The organism is Bacillus sp. 105MF, assembly GCF_000374885.1.
GTDB classification, from domain to species: Bacteria; Bacillota; Bacilli; order Bacillales; family Bacillaceae_G; genus Bacillus_A; species Bacillus_A pseudomycoides.
On the sequence record NZ_KB895565.1, the window covers coordinates 293,454 to 313,690 of the forward strand.

The 20,237-nt window shown below is 37.0% G+C and carries 22 protein-coding genes and 2 riboswitches; of the genes, 20 read left to right on the top strand and 2 right to left on the bottom strand.

The window, feature by feature from the left end; all coding sequences use genetic code 11:
• Positions 1-73: 73 nt before the first annotated feature.
• The 15 genes from leuB (at position 74) to C564_RS0101665 (ending at position 12,304) form a co-directional block, all read left to right on the top strand.
• Entirely contained in the window at positions 74-1,138 is a 1,065-nt protein-coding gene (gene leuB / locus C564_RS0101595) for a 3-isopropylmalate dehydrogenase (RefSeq protein WP_018764203.1), read from the top strand.
• Positions 1,138-2,532, top strand: a complete 1,395-nt coding sequence (gene leuC, locus C564_RS0101600; RefSeq protein WP_018764204.1) for a 3-isopropylmalate dehydratase large subunit — start codon at positions 1,138-1,140, stop codon at positions 2,530-2,532. The genes leuB and leuC overlap by 1 nt, the downstream gene beginning before the upstream one ends.
• Entirely contained in the window at positions 2,510-3,088 is a 579-nt protein-coding gene (leuD, locus tag C564_RS0101605; RefSeq protein ID WP_018764205.1) for a 3-isopropylmalate dehydratase small subunit, read from the top strand. Before leuC ends, leuD begins: the two co-directional genes overlap by 23 nt.
• 351 nt (positions 3,089-3,439) lie before the next feature.
• Complete coding sequence (gene hisZ, locus C564_RS0101610; RefSeq protein ID WP_006094148.1) at positions 3,440-4,702, top strand: ATP phosphoribosyltransferase regulatory subunit; 1,263 nt, start codon at positions 3,440-3,442, stop codon at positions 4,700-4,702.
• Positions 4,678-5,313 carry an ATP phosphoribosyltransferase gene (hisG, locus tag C564_RS0101615; protein ID WP_018764206.1) on the top strand — a complete coding sequence of 212 codons (636 nt, stop codon included), beginning with the start codon at positions 4,678-4,680 and terminating at the stop codon, positions 5,311-5,313. The genes hisZ and hisG overlap by 25 nt, the downstream gene beginning before the upstream one ends.
• A gap of 14 nt (positions 5,314-5,327) precedes the next feature.
• Positions 5,328-6,617, top strand: coding sequence for a histidinol dehydrogenase (hisD, locus tag C564_RS0101620; protein WP_018764207.1), 1,290 nt, complete (start codon positions 5,328-5,330; stop codon positions 6,615-6,617).
• Positions 6,617-7,201: an imidazoleglycerol-phosphate dehydratase HisB gene (gene hisB, locus C564_RS0101625; RefSeq protein ID WP_018764208.1), complete on the top strand. Its 585-nt coding sequence runs from the start codon at positions 6,617-6,619 to the stop codon at positions 7,199-7,201. Before hisD ends, hisB begins: the two co-directional genes overlap by 1 nt.
• A complete protein-coding gene (hisH, locus tag C564_RS0101630) occupies positions 7,202-7,831 on the top strand; it encodes an imidazole glycerol phosphate synthase subunit HisH (protein WP_018764209.1) in 630 nt (209 codons plus the stop codon). It abuts the gene before it with no gap.
• Positions 7,804-8,523: a 1-(5-phosphoribosyl)-5-[(5-phosphoribosylamino)methylideneamino]imidazole-4-carboxamide isomerase gene (gene hisA, locus C564_RS0101635; RefSeq protein ID WP_018764210.1), complete on the top strand. Its 720-nt coding sequence runs from the start codon at positions 7,804-7,806 to the stop codon at positions 8,521-8,523. The genes hisH and hisA overlap by 28 nt, the downstream gene beginning before the upstream one ends.
• The gene (gene hisF, locus C564_RS0101640) at positions 8,517-9,275 is read left to right on the top strand and encodes an imidazole glycerol phosphate synthase subunit HisF (protein WP_018764211.1); all 759 of its coding nucleotides are present in this window, start codon (positions 8,517-8,519) and stop codon (positions 9,273-9,275) included. The genes hisA and hisF overlap by 7 nt, the downstream gene beginning before the upstream one ends.
• The gene (gene hisI / locus C564_RS0101645) at positions 9,272-9,577 is read left to right on the top strand and encodes a phosphoribosyl-AMP cyclohydrolase (RefSeq protein WP_016114006.1); all 306 of its coding nucleotides are present in this window, start codon (positions 9,272-9,274) and stop codon (positions 9,575-9,577) included. Before hisF ends, hisI begins: the two co-directional genes overlap by 4 nt.
• Positions 9,578-9,589: 12 nt before the next feature.
• Positions 9,590-9,913 (top strand): phosphoribosyl-ATP diphosphatase, encoded by a 324-nt coding sequence (hisE, locus tag C564_RS0101650; protein WP_018764212.1) that lies wholly within the window; start codon positions 9,590-9,592, stop codon positions 9,911-9,913.
• 12 nt (positions 9,914-9,925) lie between these two features.
• Positions 9,926-10,948 (top strand): histidinol phosphate phosphatase domain-containing protein, encoded by a 1,023-nt coding sequence (locus C564_RS0101655; protein ID WP_018764213.1) that lies wholly within the window; start codon positions 9,926-9,928, stop codon positions 10,946-10,948.
• 69 nt (positions 10,949-11,017) lie between these two features.
• Entirely contained in the window at positions 11,018-11,182 is a 165-nt protein-coding gene (locus C564_RS34250) for a DUF4025 domain-containing protein (RefSeq protein ID WP_003196190.1), read from the top strand.
• Between the two features lie 150 nt (positions 11,183-11,332).
• Positions 11,333-12,304: a 2-hydroxyacid dehydrogenase family protein gene (locus C564_RS0101665; protein ID WP_018764214.1), complete on the top strand. Its 972-nt coding sequence runs from the start codon at positions 11,333-11,335 to the stop codon at positions 12,302-12,304.
• Between the two features lie 30 nt (positions 12,305-12,334).
• Here C564_RS0101665 and pssA read toward each other — a convergent pair whose 3' ends face one another.
• Positions 12,335-13,042 (bottom strand): CDP-diacylglycerol--serine O-phosphatidyltransferase, encoded by a 708-nt coding sequence (pssA, locus tag C564_RS0101670; protein WP_026008425.1) that lies wholly within the window; start codon positions 13,040-13,042, stop codon positions 12,335-12,337.
• Between the two features lie 379 nt (positions 13,043-13,421).
• Positions 13,422-15,308, bottom strand: a complete 1,887-nt coding sequence (locus tag C564_RS0101675; protein WP_018764215.1) for an LTA synthase family protein — start codon at positions 15,306-15,308, stop codon at positions 13,422-13,424.
• A 207-nt stretch (positions 15,309-15,515) separates the two neighbouring features.
• Between C564_RS0101675 and C564_RS0101680 the strand changes: the two genes are divergently transcribed.
• From C564_RS0101680 to sat, 5 genes are all read left to right on the top strand, one after another.
• Positions 15,516-15,908 (top strand): DUF3888 domain-containing protein, encoded by a 393-nt coding sequence (locus C564_RS0101680; protein WP_018764216.1) that lies wholly within the window; start codon positions 15,516-15,518, stop codon positions 15,906-15,908.
• Between the two features lie 88 nt (positions 15,909-15,996).
• A riboswitch (Lysine riboswitch) is annotated at positions 15,997-16,179 on the top strand.
• Between the two features lie 331 nt (positions 16,180-16,510).
• The gene (gene lysA / locus C564_RS0101685) at positions 16,511-17,827 is read left to right on the top strand and encodes a diaminopimelate decarboxylase (RefSeq protein WP_018764217.1); all 1,317 of its coding nucleotides are present in this window, start codon (positions 16,511-16,513) and stop codon (positions 17,825-17,827) included.
• A gap of 106 nt (positions 17,828-17,933) precedes the next feature.
• A riboswitch (SAM riboswitch) is annotated at positions 17,934-18,042 on the top strand.
• Between the two features lie 69 nt (positions 18,043-18,111).
• On the top strand, positions 18,112-18,255 hold the full coding sequence (locus tag C564_RS34255; RefSeq protein ID WP_003196202.1) for a YezD family protein: 144 nt from the start codon (positions 18,112-18,114) through the stop codon (positions 18,253-18,255).
• 87 nt (positions 18,256-18,342) lie between these two features.
• Complete coding sequence (locus C564_RS0101700; protein ID WP_018764219.1) at positions 18,343-19,047, top strand: phosphoadenylyl-sulfate reductase; 705 nt, start codon at positions 18,343-18,345, stop codon at positions 19,045-19,047.
• A gap of 45 nt (positions 19,048-19,092) precedes the next feature.
• A complete protein-coding gene (gene sat, locus C564_RS0101705; RefSeq protein WP_018764220.1) occupies positions 19,093-20,229 on the top strand; it encodes a sulfate adenylyltransferase in 1,137 nt (378 codons plus the stop codon).
• The last annotated feature ends 8 nt before the right edge of the window (positions 20,230-20,237 follow it).

Consider the following 20,237-nt stretch of genomic DNA (forward strand, 5'->3'; position numbering starts at 1 on the left):
GGGGGGGATACCCCTACTTATCGAAAGTGAATTCTGAATAATCAGTAAAATTATAAAAAAGGGGTGCTGGTCATTGGAAAAACGTATTGTTTGTTTAGCGGGTGATGGTGTTGGACCAGAAATTATGGAGAGTGCCAAGGAAGTTTTACACATGGTAGAAAGGTTATATGGTCACCGTTTTTATTTACAAGATGAACAATTTGGAGGCGCTGCGATTGATTCCTTTGGGCAACCATTGCCGTCAAGAACATTAGCAGCATGTTTAGCGAGTGACGCTGTATTACTAGGTGCGGTTGGTGGACCTCGCTGGGATGAAGCGAAAGAAAGACCGGAAAAAGGATTGCTGGCGCTTCGAAAAGGGCTTGGTGTATTTGCTAATGTTCGTCCTGTCACTGTAGATGCAGCAACTGCTCATTTATCCCCATTGAAGGCGGCTGATGAGGTGGATTTTGTTGTCGTTCGTGAGTTAACGGGAGGGATTTATTTCTCCTTTCCAAAAGAAAAAACAGAAGAGGTAGCAACAGATACACTTACTTATCATCGTCATGAAATTGAGCGCATTGTTTCTTACGCTTTTCAATTGGCAAGTAAACGTCGTAAAAAAGTTACTTCCATTGATAAAGCAAATGTTTTAGAGTCGAGTAAACTTTGGAGGGAAGTAACAGAAGAAGTAGCACTTCGCTATCCGAATATTGAACTTGAACATATTTTAGTAGACGCAGCTGCTATGGAGTTGATTCGTAATCCGGGCCGGTTTGATGTCATAGTAACTGAGAATTTATTTGGGGATATTTTAAGTGATGAAGCCTCTGTATTAGCAGGGTCTTTAGGGATGCTTCCATCGGCGAGTCATGCAGAGAATGGACCTTCGCTATATGAACCAATTCACGGATCAGCACCAGATATTGCAGGGAAAAATAAAGTGAATCCAATTGCAATGATGCGTTCAGTTGCAATGATGCTTGGGCAATCTTTTGATTTAAGAAGAGAAGGAGAAGCGATTGAAGAAGCAATTTCTGTTGTTCTCCGATTGGGGAAATGTACAGCTGATATAGGTGGAAATGAAACAACATCGTCTTTTACAAAATATGTACTACAAGAAATGGAAGAACAAGCGCTAGTAGGGAGAGGGAGATAATGGAAAAAAGGTTACTAGATAAACTGTGGGAGAGACACGTTGTTACAACAAATGAAAATGGGTTAGATTTATTATATATTGACCTTCATCTCGTGCATGAAGTAACATCACCGCAAGCCTTTGAGGGCTTGCGGCTTGCAAATCGGAATGTTCGGAGACCAGATTTAACATTTGCAACGATGGATCATAATATTCCAACAAAAGATGTTTGGAACATTACAGATCGTATTGCTAAGCAACAATTAGATACGCTTCGTGAAAATTGTAAGCAATTTAATATTCCGTTGGCGGATATTGATGATGAAAATCAAGGGATTGTTCATGTTATTGGTCCAGAGCTAGGACTTACACAACCGGGAAAGACCATTGTATGTGGCGATAGTCATACGGCAACACATGGAGCCTTTGGAGCGTTGGCGTTTGGGATTGGTACAAGTGAAGTCGAGCATGTATTAGCAACTCAAACATTATGGCAGAGCAAGCCGAAAGCGATGGGGATTGAATTAAAAGGGAAATTACCTAAAGGAGTATATGCAAAAGATATAATTTTACACCTTCTGGCTACATATGGGGTAGCAGTTGGAACTGGATATGTGATGGAGTTTTACGGAGAAGCAATTACAAATATGGAAATGGAAGAGCGTATGACACTTTGTAATATGGCGATTGAAGGTGGAGCAAAAGCAGGGATTATTGCGCCGGATGAGAAAACATTTGCTTATGTAAAAGGGCGTGAGTATGCGCCGGAAGAGTTTGACTTGGCAGTGGCGAATTGGAGGGAATTCTATACTGAGCCAGATGCAATATATGATACTTATATTTTGGTAGATGTTGCTGAACTAGCGCCATATGTAACATGGGGAACAAACCCGAGTATGGGTATGCGTATTGATGAACAGTTACCAGAAACACGTGATAAAAATGATGAACGAGCTTTTGCATATATGGGGCTTCAGTCAGGACAAAGTGCATTTGAAATTCCAGTTCAGCATGTATTTATTGGTTCCTGTACAAATTCCCGTTTATCAGATTTAGAAATTGCCGCAGCTGTTGTAAAAGGAAAGAAGGTAAAAGAAGGAGTGCGAGCACTTGTTGTACCAGGATCCAAACGAGTACGAAAAGCAGCGATGGAAAAAGGACTGCATCGTATATTTGAAGAAGCTGGATTTGAATGGAGAGAGCCTGGGTGTTCTATGTGTCTGGGGATGAATCCAGATCAAGTGCCTGAGGGAGAGCATTGTGCATCTACTTCCAATCGAAATTTTGAAGGACGACAAGGGAAGGGTGCGAGAACACATTTAGTCAGCCCTGCGATGGCGGCCGCAGCAGCGCTTTATGGTCATTTCGTTGATGTGAGAAAGGAGAGTTATGATGGAGCCATTTCATATTCATAAAGGCACTGTTGCTGTACTAATGAACGATAACATTGATACAGATCAAATCATTCCAAAACAGTATTTAAAGAGGATTGAACGAACTGGTTTTGGGAAATTTTTATTTGATGAATGGCGTTATGAGGACGACAGGAAAGAGAATCCAGATTTCCCACTAAATGCACCTGAGCGAAAAGGAGCAAGCATATTAATTACAGGTGAAAATTTCGGCTGTGGTTCATCAAGGGAGCATGCGCCATGGGCACTTGCTGACTATGGATTTCGTGTTATTATCGCGGGGGGATTTGCAGACATTTTTTATATGAATTGTACGAAAAATGGTATGCTTCCTATTATTATGGAAAAGGAAATGCGTGAAAAGCTAGCAGCTGTGGATCCAAGAGATGTGATAGAAGTTGATTTAGAGAATGAAGTGATTACAACTCCGCTACATCGTTTTCATTTTACAATCGAAAAGATGTGGAAAGAAAAGCTATTAAGTGGTTTAGATGAAATCGGAATCACGCTTCAATATGAACAAAACATTGAAGAATATGAACGAGAAACAGCTCGCTAATTTGTTTAGTGAGCTGTAATAAAAAACACAAAAAAAGTTTGAATTTTGTTTACATTCTGAATTCCGTGTTATATACTATGTGAAAATAAGAGGAGAAAGGGAGTAAGGATAATGTTTACATTACAATCTATCAATATGCTTACACAACTACATCATCATACATAAACCCTTGAACCTAGCGTGAACAACGTGTAGGTACAAGGGTTATTCCCGTTGTACCTACATCCTATGAAGGGGCCTTGTAGGTATTTTTTCTACAAGGCTCTTTTTATTTTGTTCGTGATTGTTCTAGTGTGCATACACTAGAAGGGGAAAGTTTGGTGAACAGAATTAAAAGGAGTGTAAAGCAGTATGACAAAATGGAAACGAGCAAATCCAGATGGAACAAGAGATTATGTATTTGAAGAGTGTACATTAATAGAAGAAGTTGAACAAAAATTACGACGTACTTTTTTAGAAAGAGGCTATGAGGAAATACGAACGCCTACGATTGAATTTTATGATGTCTTTTCTTTTCGGAATCGGCCGATAGATGAAGAGAAAATGTATAAGTTTTTTGACCAACAGGGACGCATTATCGTGTTAAGGCCTGATATGACAATTCCACTTGCAAGAGTAATAGGAACCCACGGTGAGGAAGCGCCTGTAAAATTAACATACAGCGGGAACGTGTTTCGAGCGAATGAATCACTATCTGGAAAATACAATGAAATCATTCAAACAGGTATTGAAATAATTGGGATTGATAATATACGTGCTGAAATTGAATGTATCGTAAGTGCAATTCATGCTCTTCAAGCTGTAGGGATTCAGGCTTTTACAATAGAATTAGGGCAAGTTCAGTTATACAAATGTATTGTTAAAAAGCTGTCATTTGGAGAAGAAGAGGAGTCGCTCTTACGTACGTATATTGAAAGTAAAAATTATGCAGAGTTATCCCGTTTTTTACAAGAAAAGAATTTAGATCGACGTGATGAAACTGTACAGTTACTTGAAAAATTACCAAGATTATTCGGAAAACTCGAAGTAATTGAAGAAGCGGAAAAGCTTGCTTCAAACTATGAGATGAAGCAAGCAATCGCGCGGATAAAAGAAATCTATAAAACGATTGAAAAATTAGGATATGGTTCGTATATATCAATTGATCTTGGGATGATTCAACATTTGCATTATTATACAGGAGTTATTTTTAGAGGTTATATATATGATGTTGGGGGAGAAATTGTTAGTGGCGGAAGATATGATGAATTACTTGGTAATTTTGGAGAACCGATGTCAGCAGTCGGCTTAGCTGTACAAGTAAATCAAATTGTCCGGACATTACAAGAACAGCAAAAACAATTCAAACGAAAAAAATTAGATATGATCATTCATTATTCTTTGGATAGGATAGCAGAAGCAGAAAGACTATGTGGTTTACTTCAGAAAGATGGGTGGAAAGTGGAATTATCTATGTTTGAGAATTTGCAAGATACATTTCAGTTTGCGAAGAAGAAAGGGATTATAAAAGTGATCGAAGCGACTGGAAAAGCATTAGTGGAATATGTGTGGAAAGAAAAATGGGTGATACAGAAAGAAGGGGAAACCTCATGCGTAACATTCAAATTGCGTTAACAAAGGGGAGGCTTGAAAAACATGTCATTCCACTGTTTGAAAAGATTGGGATTGATTGTTCGGAACTGATGGATAAAGGAAGAAAGCTTGTATTCCAAAGCGCTAGTAGGAATGTTTCATTCATTCTAGTGAAAGCAGTAGATGTTGCAACTTATGTGGAACATGGTGTTGCAGACATTGGTATTGTTGGAAAAGATATTTTAATGGAATATGAGAAAGATATATATGAAATGGTGGATTTAGAAGTAGGATGTTGTAAGTTTTGTGTCGCTTCTATCCCAACATATAATCCGAAAGGCTATCGGAAAAAGAGAATTGCTACAAAATATCCGCATATTACTTCCACTTATTTTCGTGATAAGGGAGAAGATGTAGAAATTATTAAAATAGAAGGTTCGGTAGAAATCGCTCCACTTCTTGGATTAGCAGATGCGATTGTTGATATTGTAGAGACAGGAAAAACATTACAAGAAAATGGATTGATTGTATTTGAAGAAATGTATTCAATATCAGCTCGCATGATTGTAAATAAAGCTGCTTTAAAAACAAAAAAAGACGAAATATTCGATATTATCAATAATATGGAGTGTGTAATCACTGCAGATAAATAAAGGAGGGACCCTGGGTGGAGGTAATATCTGAAAACTACACGGAAGCGCTGAAGAGAATAAAACAGTTAAGAGAACAGGCTAATATAATAGAAGAAACTGTACAGATACGCGTAAGAAAAATTGTTGAGCGGGTGAGAGAAAGGAAAGATGAGGCGCTATTTTCTTATACAAAAACTTTTGATGGAATTGAATTACAAAAGTTACGTGTTGCAAAAGAAGAAATTGAAAAAGCGAGTGAATATGTAGAATCTTCATTTCTAGAAGCATTGCAATGCGCAAAGAAAAACATCATCTCATACCATGAAAAACAAAAAAGGCAATCCTTTTTAGATTGTGAAAACGAAGGTGTGATTCGTGGGCAACTGATTAGACCATTGCAAACAGTTGGTGTATATGTACCAGGAGGAACGGCATCTTATCCGTCATCGGTACTCATGAATGTATTACCTGCTAAAATTGCCGGTGTTCAGAAAGTTGTAATGGTAACACCACCAGGGAAAGAGGGAATAGATCCACATATTTTAGCAGCTGCTGAAATTGCCGGTGTAGATGAAATTTATACCGTAGGTGGTGCACAAGCTATAGCGGCATTAGCATATGGGACGGAATCGATTCCGAAAGTCGATAAAATTGTCGGTCCAGGGAATATATATGTGGCTTTTGCAAAACGTGAGGTATTTGGAGCTGTTCATATCGATATGATTGCTGGACCATCTGAAATCGTTGTAATTGCTGACAAAACTGGAAATGCGTCTTTTATCGCAGCAGACTTATTATCTCAAGCTGAGCATGATGTGAGGGCAACAGCGATTTGTATTACAACTTGTGTAGAACTTGCTAAAGAGATAGAAAGAGAAATAAAGCAGCAACTTCGAGTATTACCAAGAAGTGAAATAGCTCGTGAGTCGATAGAAAGAAACGGAGCAATTCTCGTTGTTCCTTCGCTAAATCACGCGTTTCAATTGTCGAATGAAATAGCACCGGAGCATTTAGAGTTGCATATAAATGAGCCGATGAATGCCTTGGCATATATTCAGCATGCGGGTTCGATTTTTATTGGACCGTATGCCCCAGAGCCTCTTGGAGACTATTTTGCAGGACCGAATCATGTACTGCCAACAAGCGGAACAGCGCGTTTCTTTTCGCCGTTATCAGTTGATGATTTTGTGAAAAAATCGAGCTTTGTATCATATACAAAAGAAGCGTTACAAAACGTTCAACACCATATTACAACGCTCGCCGATAAAGAGGGATTACACGCGCACGCGAGAGCAATTCAAATTCGATTTGAGGAGGAGAAATAATGCGTGAGGCAAGTCAAGTACGGGGAACGACAGAAACAAAAATTAAACTGAGTTTACACTTAGATGAAAGTACAGACGTTTCAATTCAAACAGGGGTTGGATTCTTTGATCATATGCTAACTTTGTTTGCGAAGCATGGCAGATTTGGTTTGCAAATTGAAGCAGAAGGTGATGTGTTTGTTGACGCTCATCATACTGTTGAAGATGTTGGGATTGTGCTTGGAAACTGTTTGAAAGAAGCATTGCAAAATAAAGAAGGTATTAACCGCTATGGAGCAGCATATGTACCAATGGATGAAACATTAGGTTTTGTAGCGATTGATATAAGTGGACGATCTTATCTTGTCTTTCAAGGTGAATTGAAAAACCCTAAGTTAGGAGATTTTGATACAGAACTGACAGAAGAATTTTTCAGAGCGGTTGCTCATGCAGCGAATATAACACTACATGCTCGCATTTTATATGGCAGTAATACCCACCACAAAATTGAAGCGTTATTTAAAGCGTTTGGACGTGCACTGCGTGAAGCGGTAGACAAAAATGACAAAATTGTTGGTGTAAACTCTACGAAAGGACTGTTGTAATTGATTGCAATTGTAGATTATGGAATGGGGAATATTCGCAGTGTTGAACAAGCGTTAACACGTATTGGGGCTGAGCATATTGTAACAGATGATAAAGAGAGGATATTACAAAGTGACGGTGTGATCTTACCAGGAGTTGGGGCTTTTCCAAAAGCGATGATCGCTTTGCAGGAAAAAGATCTTGTTTCAGCGATTCAAGAGATTGGAGTGCAAGGAAAACCACTCCTTGGCATTTGTTTAGGGATGCAGCTTTTATTTGAAGAAAGTGAAGAAATGGAGAGAACAAAAGGGTTAGGTTTGTTGCCAGGACTAATTCGAAAGCTGGAAGTTCCTTATAAAATCCCGCATATGGGCTGGAATCGATTAAAGAAGAAACGAGAAATTAAGTTGTGGAATGAAGTAGAAGATGGTTCATTTGTGTATTACGTTCATTCCTACTATGCAGATTGTCCAAGTGAGATTGTATGTGGCAGTAGTGACTATAAGATTGATATTCCAGGGATTGTTGCGAAAGGAAATATATTTGGGGCACAGTTTCACCCTGAAAAAAGCGGTGATATCGGAATACAAATGTTAAGAAATTTTAAAGGAGTGGTAGAATCATGGAAATCTTCCCAGCTATCGATTTAAAACAAGGACGGTGTGTTAGACTTTATCAAGGAGAATTTAATAAAGAAACAGTTATGAATGAAAATCCAGTTGCTCAAGCATTATTGTTTGAAAAATTAGGAGCAAGAACATTGCACATTGTTGATCTAGATGGAGCGGTTGCAGGTCAATCAATGAATCTTTCCGTAATTGAGGATATATGTAAAGCAGTTCGAATTCCGGTTCAAGTAGGCGGAGGAATACGTTCTCTCGAAACGGTTGAAATGTTACTGTCAGTAGGAGTGAAAAAAGTCATTTTAGGAACGGCAGCATTGTATGATCGTCCTTTTTTAGAAGAAGCAGTTCGTTTATATGGAGAAAACATTATTGTTGGTATTGATGCGAAAAACGGTTACGTTGCAACGAGAGGCTGGTTAGATGTATCTGAAATTTCTTATATCGACCTTGCGAAGAAAATGGAAAGTGTCGGCGTACAAACAATCATTTTTACAGATATTGCAAAAGACGGTACGTTAGAGGGTCCGAACTTTGAGCAATTGCAATTACTACAGAAGGCGGTGGCAATCCGTATTGTTGCATCGGGCGGCGTATGCTCATTGCAAGATGTACAGAAGTTAAACGATAGGAATGTATATGGCGTTATTATTGGAAAAGCGCTATATAAAAAAACAATTGATTTAGAAGAGGCATTGCAGGTGACAAAGATATGTTAACGAAGCGAATTATTCCATGTTTAGATGTGAAAGGCGGCCGCGTTGTAAAGGGTGTGAATTTTGTAGGATTACAAGATGTTGGTGATCCTGTTGAAATAGCTGCTTTGTATAATAAAGCAGGTGCAGATGAAATTGTTTTTTTAGATATTACGGCGACGCATGAGGGGAGAAAAACAATTATAGATGTTGTAGAGAGAGCGGCGTCGAAAGTGTTTATTCCGCTTACAGTAGGTGGCGGGATTGCAACTGTTCAAGATATGTATGCCTTGCTAAGAGCAGGCGCGGACAAAATTTCACTTAACTCAGCGGCAGTACGAAATCCAAATTTAATTGAGGAAGGTGCCGAACATTTCGGTTCTCAATGTATTGTGGTCGCAATTGATGCAAGGGAAGTAAAAGAAAATAAATGGAATGTATATGTAAACGGTGGACGGATTGATACGGGAATCGATGCTGTACAATGGGCAAAACAGATAGAACAGTTAGGAGCTGGTGAAATTTTACTTACGAGTATGGATGCAGATGGGACGAAGGATGGCTATGATATTCGTTTAACAGAAACAATTTCAGAAGCTGTTTCGATTCCAGTTATTGCGTCAGGAGGATGTGGAAGCGCAGAGCATATTGTAAAGGTGTTTCAAAAAACATCGGTAAATGCAGCATTAGCAGCCTCTATTTTTCACTATGGTGAGGCAACAGTGCAAGAGGTGAAGCGAAAATTACAAGAAGCGAAAATTGAGGTGAGAATATGACACCTGATTTCTCCAAGGGATTGTTGCCAGCTGTTGTGGTAGAAGAAGAAACAAAAGAAGTTTTGATGCTAGCATATATGAATGAAGAAGCATATAAAAAAACGTTAGAAACGAAGAAAACATGGTTTTATTCACGTTCGCGGCAAGCGTTATGGAACAAAGGAGAAACGTCTGGGCACATGCAGTATGTTCAGTCTCTTTATTTAGATTGTGATCAAGATTCGATTGTAATTATTGTTAAGCAAGTAGGACCAGCTTGTCATACAGGAGAGAAAACATGCTTTCATTATAAAATCATATAGGGGGACCTGAGGATGGAAGACGTACTGAAGTCTTTATATGAAACCATCGAGCAGCGTAAAGAAAGTCCAATTTTGGAATCATATACAAATTATCTATTTACAAAAGGTGAAGATAAGATTTTAAAAAAAATAGGGGAAGAGTGTACAGAAGTGGTAATCGCTGCAAAAAATGATGATAAAGAAGAACTTATAAAAGAAATGGTCGATGTGATTTATCATTGCTTTGTTTTACTAGCCGCAAAAAATATTCCATTAGAAGATGTGTTAGAAGAAGTGAAAGAGAGACAAGGAAAGCTCTCAAAAACAGGAGAGCGTAAAGAAATTGATACGTTATAAGGGGGGGAAACTATGAAAGTGGATTATCACCTTCATTTAGAAGAGGGGCCGTATTCGCTAGGGTGGTTGGCGAGAATAAATCAATCAATAGAATATTATCAACCGTTAGAAGAAGAGCGGCATTCGATTGAATGGCTTATGAAAACACAAGAACGCTTGCAAAAAAGAGTACAAGAGGGTCCATTTACCATAGAGTGGATTGATTTCTATTTAGAAGAAGCACTGCGAAAAGGAATAAAAGAAGTTGGTATTGTTGATCACTTATATCGTTTTTATGAGGCGAAGGAATATTATGAGAAATATGTAGACATTAGTGAGTCAAAGCTCGGTCGTCTGCAGAAAGAATGGCTAGATCAAGTGCGAGTAGCATCGATTTCTGATTTTACAAAAGCAATCCAAGAGGCAAAGGAGCGCTGGAGAAAAAGAGGAGTAGTACTGCGTCTAGGGATTGAAGCTGATTATTTTATGGGTGGGGAAGATGAATTACAAAAATTATTGGCATTAGGAGATTGGGATTACGTAATTGGTTCTGTGCATTTTATTGATGGATGGGGATTTGATAACCCAGATACGAAAGAATATTTCGAAAACCATCAGCTAAGTACATTGTATGATGTATTTTTCACAACAGTTGAAAAGGCCGTTCGTTCGAGAGTGTTTGATATTGTAGCGCATCTTGATAATATAAAAGTATTTAATTATCGATTAGATGAAAATGTACAGATTCCACATTACGAAAGAATTGCTAAGGTATTAATAGAAACAAATACAGCAACGGAAGTAAATGCTGGATTATATTATCGTTATCCTGTTCGAGAGATGTGTCCAAGTCCACTTTATTTACAAGTGTTGGCAAAATATAAAGTGCCAATTACTCTTTCATCAGATGCTCATTACCCAAATGATTTAGGAAATTATGTCCAAGAAAATGTGAAAACATTACGTAATCATGGTATTTCTCATGTTGCTACATTTGAAAAACGGGTGAGGAAGATGCAACTGCTTGAAGAAGAATCGGTAATTGTTTCAAAGTAAAACATGATTTCGTGATGAAAACCTTTCTTTTTGCTCAAAATAAGAAAGAATGATAAAGGAGGGTTTTAAATGGTAAAACAAAATAATAAACAGAGTATGAAAGTGACGAATCAAAGTTATACTTCCCAAACGAACGAGGAAGTTGATTCTGTAGTACAAGAACAAATTAGTGATACGGTAGCAGAGGGAACGATTGATGCAAAGCTGGGAAAACAATCTAGTGAAGAACAATAAGTAAAAGGGGAGATATCCATCTCCCCTTTTCTTATGAGAAAAAGTGCCGATTTTCAAAACTGTAATCAAATTTCTTGGCTTTTTTGACATAGATTTCTTACAATAAAATGTAAGGAAGTTCTCATTTTTAAATAGAAGAGGTGCTTAGTAATGGCGAAAATATTAGTAGCAGGAAATATTCCAGAAATCGGATTACAGTTATTACAAAATCATGAAATAGAAATGTATGACAAAGAAGAGTTAATCAGTACCGAAGAATTAGCAAAGCGAGTTAAGGATAAAGATGCACTGTTAAGTTTACTTTCTACAAAGGTAACAAAAGAAGTGATTGATGCAGCATCAAATTTGAAAATTATTGCCAACTATGGTGCAGGTTACGATAATATTGTTTACAAGTATGCAGCAGAAAAAGGAGTTGTAGTTACAAATACACCGAAAGTTTCAACAGAAGCAACAGCAGAGTTAACATTTGCTATTCTTTTAGCGGCTGCAAGACGAATTCCAGAAGGAGATACACTATGTCGTACAGTGGGATTTAATGGCTGGGCACCACTCTTTTTCCTCGGCCGAGAAGTATATGGGAAAACAATTGGAATCATCGGTCTTGGTGAAATTGGAAAAGCAGTTGCGAAACGTGCAAAAGCATTTGGAATGAATGTGATGTATACAGGTCCAAACCGTAAGTATGAGACAGAAAGTGAAATAGAAGCAACATATGTAACATTAGAAGAACTATTACAAACAGCAGACTTTATTACGATTAATTGTGCGTATAATCCAAGTCTTCATCATATGATTAATGAAGAACAATTTAAAATGATGAAGAAAACAGCATATATTATAAATGCAGCACGTGGTCCAATTATGAATGAACTAGCGCTTGCTCATGCGTTAGAGACAAATGAAATTGAAGGGGCAGCTCTTGATGTATTTGAGTTTGAACCGAAAATTACAGAGAGATTAAAGGGACTGAAAAATGTTGTCCTTACTCCGCATGTTGGAAACGCAACATTTGAAACTCGTGACGCTATGGCTGAAATGGCAGTGCGTAACATTTTAGCTGTATTAGAAGGAGAAGAACCATTAACACCTGTAAACCAAAAGGAATTTGTTACAAAATAGAAAGAACCCTTCCAACTGGAAGGGTTCTTTCTATTTTTCTTTATTTGCTCGTTTTTTATGAGAAGGTCTTTGCCTAATAAATTGAGATAACATAAACAAAATATAAAGTGGAATAGCAATGAATAGAAATACTGAAATGTTGCCAAAACTTGTTTTATACATTGTATAAATACTGCCAATTAAAAATAGTGTAACAATGATACTGTATCGTGGAATTGGCACATCTTTTAAACTTGGGATGCGAATACGGCTTACCATTAAAAATGCAAACGTTACAAATACTGTAATGAGGACAATTTTTGGAATGGTATGTGAAAACAATGTTAAGAAGGCAACAAGTCCTCCTGCTGCAGTAATAGGAACGCCAGTGAAATATTTCATAGAAGTAGAGGAAGGCGTTACATTGAATCTTGCTAAGCGATATGCTCCGAACAGAGGGAATAGGCCTGCTATGTATAGTCCGATAATTCCGTAATTGGAAAAGGAAGTGTAGTACATTAGAACTGCAGGCGCAGCACCGAATGTTACAACATCTGCGAGTGAATCAAGTTCTTTTCCCATTTGTGAATCAACACGCAATAAACGAGCAACCCGACCATCAAGACTATCTAACATCATCCCGATTAGTACTAAAATAGCAGCTGGTTTATAATACCCTAAAGATGCATAGCCGATTGATAAAAATCCACTGTATAAATTTCCGAGCGTAAATAAGTTTGGAATTGCTGCTCTATACAAAATCTGATCCCTTGCTTTCTGTAATAAATTCTTAATTAGTGTATGAAAGTTTACTTGTTTTATCATAACATAAATTTCTTTCCACGTACGAAAAAATTCCCATTTTGTGAAAGATTTCATCAAGTGAAATCGTATTCAGTGATGTGGTTCATTAAGGCAGGCTTTCATGAGTAGTTTATCCCTTGTCTAACTTTTTTATCATTTTAACCGAGAAGACCCCCTCCTCTAAACGAAGTGAAGGTGGGGGGGGTTCAATTCTACTGAGCTTTGAGTTGGGGAGAGATTTTGTTAGATAAGATCATCATGTTTATGAAAGGGTAAAAATTTAATTAAGAAATAAGCAACCTCAAATTGTTATCATTTAAGGTTGCTTTTAGGGTTATTCAAATTTAGTTATCATTGTTCCCGTTTTGTATTTATTGTTAGGATCAAATCGTAATAAATCGCCATAGATAAGTTTATCAGAATAACTTAATTCTGTTTTTGATTTTTCAATATATGGCTGGCAAATTGCTAAATCAATAGATTCACCTGTGCTTTTTTTATAGCACATATTTTTTGTATAAACATAATCGTTTGTTACGAAACTACCATCACGCATAATCATAAGTGGATGCTCATTTTTTGCAAATAAATCGGTACCAAACTCAATGGATTGGTTTGTTTTGACACCAAGTAAATGGAGCAATGTTGGTTTTATATCGATTTGTCCAGATACTTTAGAAATAACTTTTCCTTCTTGACCAGGTACATGAATAATAAGTGGTACACGTTGCAATTGCATCGAATCAAATGGAGTTATGGATTCTTTACCGAGAAATTGTGCCATAGCAGCATTATGATTTTCAGAAATACCGTAATGATCTCCGTAAATAACAATAACTGAGTTATCGTATAACCCTTCTTCTTTTAATCGATTGATAAATAGTTTCAGAGATTCATCTGTATAGCGAACGGTTGGGAAATAACGATTTAGTACACCACTCTCAGAATTATACTCATTAATATATTGATCTTCTGGATTTAAAAGAAATGGGAAATGATTTGTTAATGTAATAAATTTTGTATAAAACGGTTGTGGTAAAGATTTAAGCTTGGAGATCGATTGTTCAAAGAACTCTTTATCTTTTAGTCCCCACCCAACAGACATTTGTTCTGTTCCTGTATAATCATTTAGGTTAAAATAACGATCGTATCCGAGTGCTGGATACATTACATCACGATTCCAGAAAGTTTTATCATTCGAATGGAAGACTGCGGAATAATATCCATATTTTTTTAACTGCTCAGGAGTTGCTGTGTACTCATTGTTTGCATGTGTAAAGAATACAGAGCCACGGTCTAATGGATATAATGAATTTTCTACAATAAATTCGGCATCGGATGTTTTTCCTTGTCCAGTTTGATGATAAAAGTTATCGAAGTAATAACTATCTTTTATAAATTGATTTAAAAATGGAGTAATTTCTTTTCCATTTATTTTTTTGTTGATAACAAAATTTTGTGTGGATTCCATTGAAATTAAAATGACATTTTTTCCTTTTGCAACTCCAAATAAACTTTTATCAGCTTGTTTATCTTTTGAATTCACGTAGTTTTTAATCTCAGAAAAACCGTCTCCACTTGCAAATACACGCTCTGCAGAAGATTTAGACTGAAGTGTAATGTCAAATAGATGATATGTGTATAAACCAAGATTTTTCACAACGGTTTGACGATCAAAAGAGTGTGAAAATAACTGCGGTTTATGAACGACAGAAACAATAACTTGCAATGCTAACAGAGCTGTTATACCACTAAAAAAGCTTTGTTTTTCAGAGCGAGATAGTGGCGTATTATCACAAAATTTCGGGAACTTACGTAAAATAAACATTAGAATAATTGCATCCGCAAATAGAAGTAATGTCTTGTACGTAAATAGTTCTTTAATACTGGTTCCTAAATCAGCCATGTTATTTGTTTGGAATAAAACAGGGAATGTGACAAAGTCATTATAAAAACCGTAGAACATCGCGTTTCCAAATAAAATAAATGACAGCAAAAAGCTGATTCCAATAATAATTCGATTTCGATACTTTGATGCTAATAAAGCTAGACCAAAAAATAAAAGCAATGAAGCAATTGGATTAAACAAAAGCATCATTTCTTCAAAGAAGCTATCAATTTTAATATCGAAGGCTAGCTTGTACACTATATATGTTTTTATCCATAATAAAACGACTGCAACAAGTGCAAATCGTAATTTTGGAAACAAATGTTGTAGCATAACATACTCCTCTCCTACTGTAAGTGACGGTTCTAGTGATTGTAGTTCTAATGATAGAAGTTTCACTTTAAATATACGAACAGTCGTATATCTTTATGTACTATTATACGAAAACAAAGCAGAATTGTGGATAATTTTTATAAGAATTGGTTAGAAAAAGAGAAAACGGAGACAATAACCATATCGCATTTTGATACGGAGGTTATGATGAAAAAGTTATTTTGTTTCATATGTAGTGGTTTTTTATTCTTTTCTACCCCTACAGTTTTTGCTGCACAATATGATGCGCCATTATTAGAAGATGCTCTTTATTCCGTTTTGTTTCCGCAAATAAATGTAGCGATTGAGAAGCATTATGGGAAACAAAAACCGTATGAATGCCCGAAGATTGTTAGTTTGAAAAAAATGTATAGTGGTACATATTTATTTCAAGCGGTAATTGAAGTGACGAAATATGAAGCCATAGGTGGGAAAGTACTTCCGCCATTCGAAAAAATAAGAATTACGTTTAATAATGATGAGGGAGAATGGACTGTGAAAAAAATAGATATAAAGCGCTTACCAGATGATACGAAATTAAATTGTAAAAAAACAATGTGAAAAATTGTTTGACAAATAATTTATTCGTTTGGTATTGTTAATACCAATATAAGATGTTTGAAAATTAAATAGACTTACCTCATCTACTCTCAAAGGTAGAGGCCGCGATAGGAAAGAGTAAGCTATGGGAGATTTAGTGGAATCTGTGATCATAGATTGAAAGGGACTATTGCCGAAATATAAGAGTGACCACGTCATTCATATATTGGGACTGCATTGAATAAATGTAGTACTGTCATAAGATTTTATTTTATGGAGAGCTATTTGGAGATGTTGATGCGGTTTCTTATTTGAGAAGATAACAACTCGTTTATTTTTTCATGATACATTATTCCTAATAAGAAACGCGTGTGAACATTGTTCCGCGCGTTTTTTGTTTACCCCGCTTTAACGGGCAGTAGGATCTCATATCTTAACATTCTGAGAAAACAAAGAAGTTAGGTGGAGGATCAACTGCCCGTAAAAGCCCGATTGGTGAAGGCTAATAATCATTGGGGATGAAACTCCCACTGAATAAAGTTTCACTTTATCTAAAAACGCGCTGCAATGAATAGAAGAAGATTGGGGTTATGAGTTTTAGAGGAAATAAGGGAGGAATTCAAATGTATTTACACGGCACAAGCCGAATCAATGAGCAAGGACACTTAGAAATTGGAGGATGCGATACAACGCAGCTAGCTAAACAGTATGGGACCCCACTTTATGTATACGATGAGGCTTCTATTCGGGAAAAATGCCGCGCGTTTCATCGTGCTTTCCAGGAAAGTGGATTCTCTTACCAAGTAGCGTATGCAAGTAAAGCGTTCTTGTGCATGGAGATGTGCCGAGTAGCTCGTGAAGAAAATATGTCTTTAGATGTTGTTTCTGGGGGCGAATTGTATACTGCTTTGCAAGCTGGTTTTCCTGCATCACGCATTCATTTTCATGGTAATAATAAGACCGAAGAAGAGATTGTCATGGCGCTGCAAGCAGATGTTGGCTGCTTTGTGGTAGATAATTTCTTTGAAATGGAAATATTACATGACTTAGCACAGCAGTATGGAAAAATTGTAAATATATTAATTCGAGTTACACCTGGAGTAGAGGCGCATACACATGAATATATTACAACAGGGCAAGATGATTCGAAATTTGGTTTTGGAGTTTCGGCTGGTCAGGCAATGCAGGCGATTCGAATAGCGCTAGAGAAATCAAATTATAATGTGTTAGGTATTCATTCACATATTGGGTCACAAATTTTTGAAACAGCAGGATTTGTTCGAGCGGTTGAAGTATTGCATAATTTTTTAGAAGAGATAAGGGAGCAGACTGGTTATGTTGTAACGGTGTTAAATGTTGGTGGAGGTTTTGGTATTCGTTATACGGAAGCTGATAGACCACTTACCCTTGAAACATATGTGCATGCTGTAACAGATGCAGTGAGAGAACAATTTACAAGAAATAATTATCCACTTCCTGAAATATGGATTGAACCAGGTCGTAGTATTGTTGGGGATGCAGGAACAACAATTTATACAGTAGGAGCTGTAAAAGATATCCCTGGCATTCGTAAATATGTGTCAGTCGATGGGGGAATGACAGATAATTTAAGACCAGCTTTATATGGAGCTCGTTATGAGGCGATGCTAGCAAATCGAGGGAAAGAAGAGGCTGAAGAAGTTGTTTCAATTGCTGGAAAGTGTTGTGAGAGTGGAGATATGCTTATTTGGGATATAGAACTGCCGCAAGTTGCTACAGCAGATTTGTTAGCGATCTCTTGTACAGGAGCATATGGATATTCTATGGCTAATAATTATAATCGTATTCGCAGACCGGCTGTAGTATTTGCAAAAGGTGGGGCATCACAAATTGTTGTTGAACGTGAAACATATGAAAATATAATTGGGAACGATCGCATACGTATAAAAGAGCTTGTGTAATGATAAAAGGAGTTGTTCAAATAGAGCAACCCCTTTTTAAAAATATAAAATATATCGGAAAACTAGGATTGAAAAAAATCAGAATTATGATAAAATACAAATACAAAGCTTATCAAGAGAAGCGGAGGGAACTGGCCCTACGAAGCTCAGCAACCTGCTTATAAGAAGCAAGGTGCTAAGTCCAGCAAAATGGCATCCATTTTGAAAGATAAGGTAAATATATTACCGAACAGTCTTTTCGAAATGGAAAAGATTTTTTTTATGAATAAAAAGGGGGGCTGTTCGTGGGAGTGCGTGGACATTTTGACGAAGTAGCTGAGAAAATTCAAACGATGCTTGCGGATATGAAATATGGTTCTATTACAATTGTTGTGCAAGATGGAAAAGTGATTCAGCTTGAAAAAAGTGAAAAGGTACGCTTAAAGTAAAAAGCGCTGACTAGAAAAACTAGAGGCGGTTTTAATCTATTTTATTAGGTTAAAACCGTCTTTTTGCGTTACAGGGGGGGGGAGACCATGCTGACGTATGAAACGTGGAAAGAGGATTTCGTTTCTTTTTTTGAGAAAGATGAAACAAAAGGAGCGTTACAAGTATTAGAGTGGGCCTATAAACATTATGAAAATGAAATTGTATACGCATGTAGCTTTGGTGTAGAGGGGATGGTGTTGTTACATCTTATAAACCAAGTAAATCCATCTGCAAAAGTTGTATTTTTAGATACAAACGTTCATTTTCAAGAAACATACGATTTAATTAAGCGGGTGCGCGAAAGGTTTCCGGATCTTGAAATTATTGAAAAGCAACCCTTGCTAACACTTGAGGAGCAAGCAAAAAAGCATGGGGATCGTTTGTGGGAACATAATCCGAATCTTTGTTGTAAATTAAGGAAAATTTTATCACTTGAAGAATCTTTATCGAATGGAAGAGCGTGGATATCAGGGCTAAGAAGGGAACAATCTGAAACGCGTAAACATACAAGGTTTATAAATCAGGATCACCGCTTCCAATCTATTAAAATTTGTCCGCTTATTCATTGGACGTGGAAGGAAGTGTGGCGTTACGTATATAAGCATGATTTGCCTTATAATCCATTGCACGACATGGGTTACCCAAGTATAGGGTGTGAAAAATGTACGTTGCCTGTGGGAGAGGGGGGAGATTCAAGGAATGGACGATGGGCTGGAAAGATGAAAACGGAATGTGGCCTTCATGATCAATAAGGACATGGTTGATTTTAAATATATGTGAAAGAGGCGGACAGGGGAATGAGTAAAACCAAAATATTAGTAAATCGTATTGATGAAACATATGAAATAAAGGGGATTACAAAAGAAATTGAATTGGACAAAATTGCTTTAAGTGATTTAGAGCTTATTGCAATAGGTGGTTATAGCCCGCTTACTGGATTTTTAGGGAAGAAAGATTATCAATCTGTTATAGAAAACATGCGTTTAGTAAGTGGTGATGTATGGAGTATACCTATTACACTACCAATAACAGAAGAGAAGGCGAAGCAATTAAAAATTGGTGAAGAGGTTCGTCTTGTCAAAGAAAGGACCACATATGGTGTGATTCAAATAGAAGATATTTTTACACCGGATAAAGACAAGGAAGCATTGCTTGTTTATAAAACGACTGATACTGTCCATCCAGGTGTGAAAAAGTTATATGATCGACCAAATGTTTATGTTGGAGGAACAATTACGCTTGTGAAGCGGTTTGGAAATGATACGTTTGCTTCTTATCATTTAGATCCAAGTGAAACACGTGCAGAGTTTGCAAAACGTGGCTGGAAAACAGTGGTAGGTTTTCAAACGAGAAATCCTGTTCATCGTGCACATGAATATATTCAAAAGTCTGCACTGGAAATTGTAGATGGCTTATTTTTAAATCCGCTCGTTGGTGAAACGAAATCAGATGATATTCCAGCTGATGTACGTATGGAAAGTTATGAAGTGCTTTTGAAAAATTATTATCCGAGTGACCGTGTCTTTTTAAGTGTTTTTCCAGCAGCAATGCGCTATGCGGGACCACGTGAAGCGATATTTCACGCACTGGTTAGAAAAAACTTTGGTTGTACACACTTCATTGTGGGACGTGATCATGCTGGGGTAGGGAATTATTACGGTACGTACGAAGCGCAAGAGATTTTTACGAATTTTACAGTAGAGGAGTTAGGGATTGCACCACTCTTCTTTGAACATAGTTTTTACTGTACAAAATGTGAGGCGATGGCCTCTACAAAAACATGTCCGCACAGTAAAGAAGAACATGTTATTTTATCAGGGACGAAAGTAAGAGAAATGTTGCGAAATGGAGAAATTCCACCAAGTGAATTTAGCCGTAAAGAAGTTATAGAAATATTAATTCGTGGTTTACAAAAAGAAGTCGTTACAAAATAAGGAGAGAG

What these genes read in the sequence shown, in the direction of transcription:
- C564_RS0101655 (WP_018764213.1), top strand. Translation starts at nt 9,926, where the DNA reads ATGAAAGTGGATTATCACCTTCATTTAGAAGAGGGGCCGTATTCGCTA.
- hisE (WP_018764212.1), top strand. Translation starts at nt 9,590, where the DNA reads ATGGAAGACGTACTGAAGTCTTTATATGAAACCATCGAGCAGCGTAAA.
- lysA (WP_018764217.1), top strand. Translation starts at nt 16,511, where the DNA reads ATGTATTTACACGGCACAAGCCGAATCAATGAGCAAGGACACTTAGAA.
- hisA (WP_018764210.1), top strand. Translation starts at nt 7,804, where the DNA reads ATGGAAATCTTCCCAGCTATCGATTTAAAACAAGGACGGTGTGTTAGA.
- hisZ (WP_006094148.1), top strand. Translation starts at nt 3,440, where the DNA reads ATGACAAAATGGAAACGAGCAAATCCAGATGGAACAAGAGATTATGTA.
- hisI (WP_016114006.1), top strand. Translation starts at nt 9,272, where the DNA reads ATGACACCTGATTTCTCCAAGGGATTGTTGCCAGCTGTTGTGGTAGAA.
- C564_RS0101700 (WP_018764219.1), top strand. Translation starts at nt 18,343, where the DNA reads ATGCTGACGTATGAAACGTGGAAAGAGGATTTCGTTTCTTTTTTTGAG.
- C564_RS0101680 (WP_018764216.1), top strand. Translation starts at nt 15,516, where the DNA reads ATGAAAAAGTTATTTTGTTTCATATGTAGTGGTTTTTTATTCTTTTCT.
- hisB (WP_018764208.1), top strand. Translation starts at nt 6,617, where the DNA reads ATGCGTGAGGCAAGTCAAGTACGGGGAACGACAGAAACAAAAATTAAA.
- hisG (WP_018764206.1), top strand. Translation starts at nt 4,678, where the DNA reads ATGCGTAACATTCAAATTGCGTTAACAAAGGGGAGGCTTGAAAAACAT.
- leuC (WP_018764204.1), top strand. Translation starts at nt 1,138, where the DNA reads ATGGAAAAAAGGTTACTAGATAAACTGTGGGAGAGACACGTTGTTACA.
- sat (WP_018764220.1), top strand. Translation starts at nt 19,093, where the DNA reads ATGAGTAAAACCAAAATATTAGTAAATCGTATTGATGAAACATATGAA.
- hisF (WP_018764211.1), top strand. Translation starts at nt 8,517, where the DNA reads ATGTTAACGAAGCGAATTATTCCATGTTTAGATGTGAAAGGCGGCCGC.
- C564_RS0101665 (WP_018764214.1), top strand. Translation starts at nt 11,333, where the DNA reads ATGGCGAAAATATTAGTAGCAGGAAATATTCCAGAAATCGGATTACAG.
- C564_RS0101675 (WP_018764215.1), bottom strand. Translation starts at nt 15,308, where the DNA reads ATGCTACAACATTTGTTTCCAAAATTACGATTTGCACTTGTTGCAGTC.
- leuD (WP_018764205.1), top strand. Translation starts at nt 2,510, where the DNA reads ATGGAGCCATTTCATATTCATAAAGGCACTGTTGCTGTACTAATGAAC.
- C564_RS34250 (WP_003196190.1), top strand. Translation starts at nt 11,018, where the DNA reads ATGGTAAAACAAAATAATAAACAGAGTATGAAAGTGACGAATCAAAGT.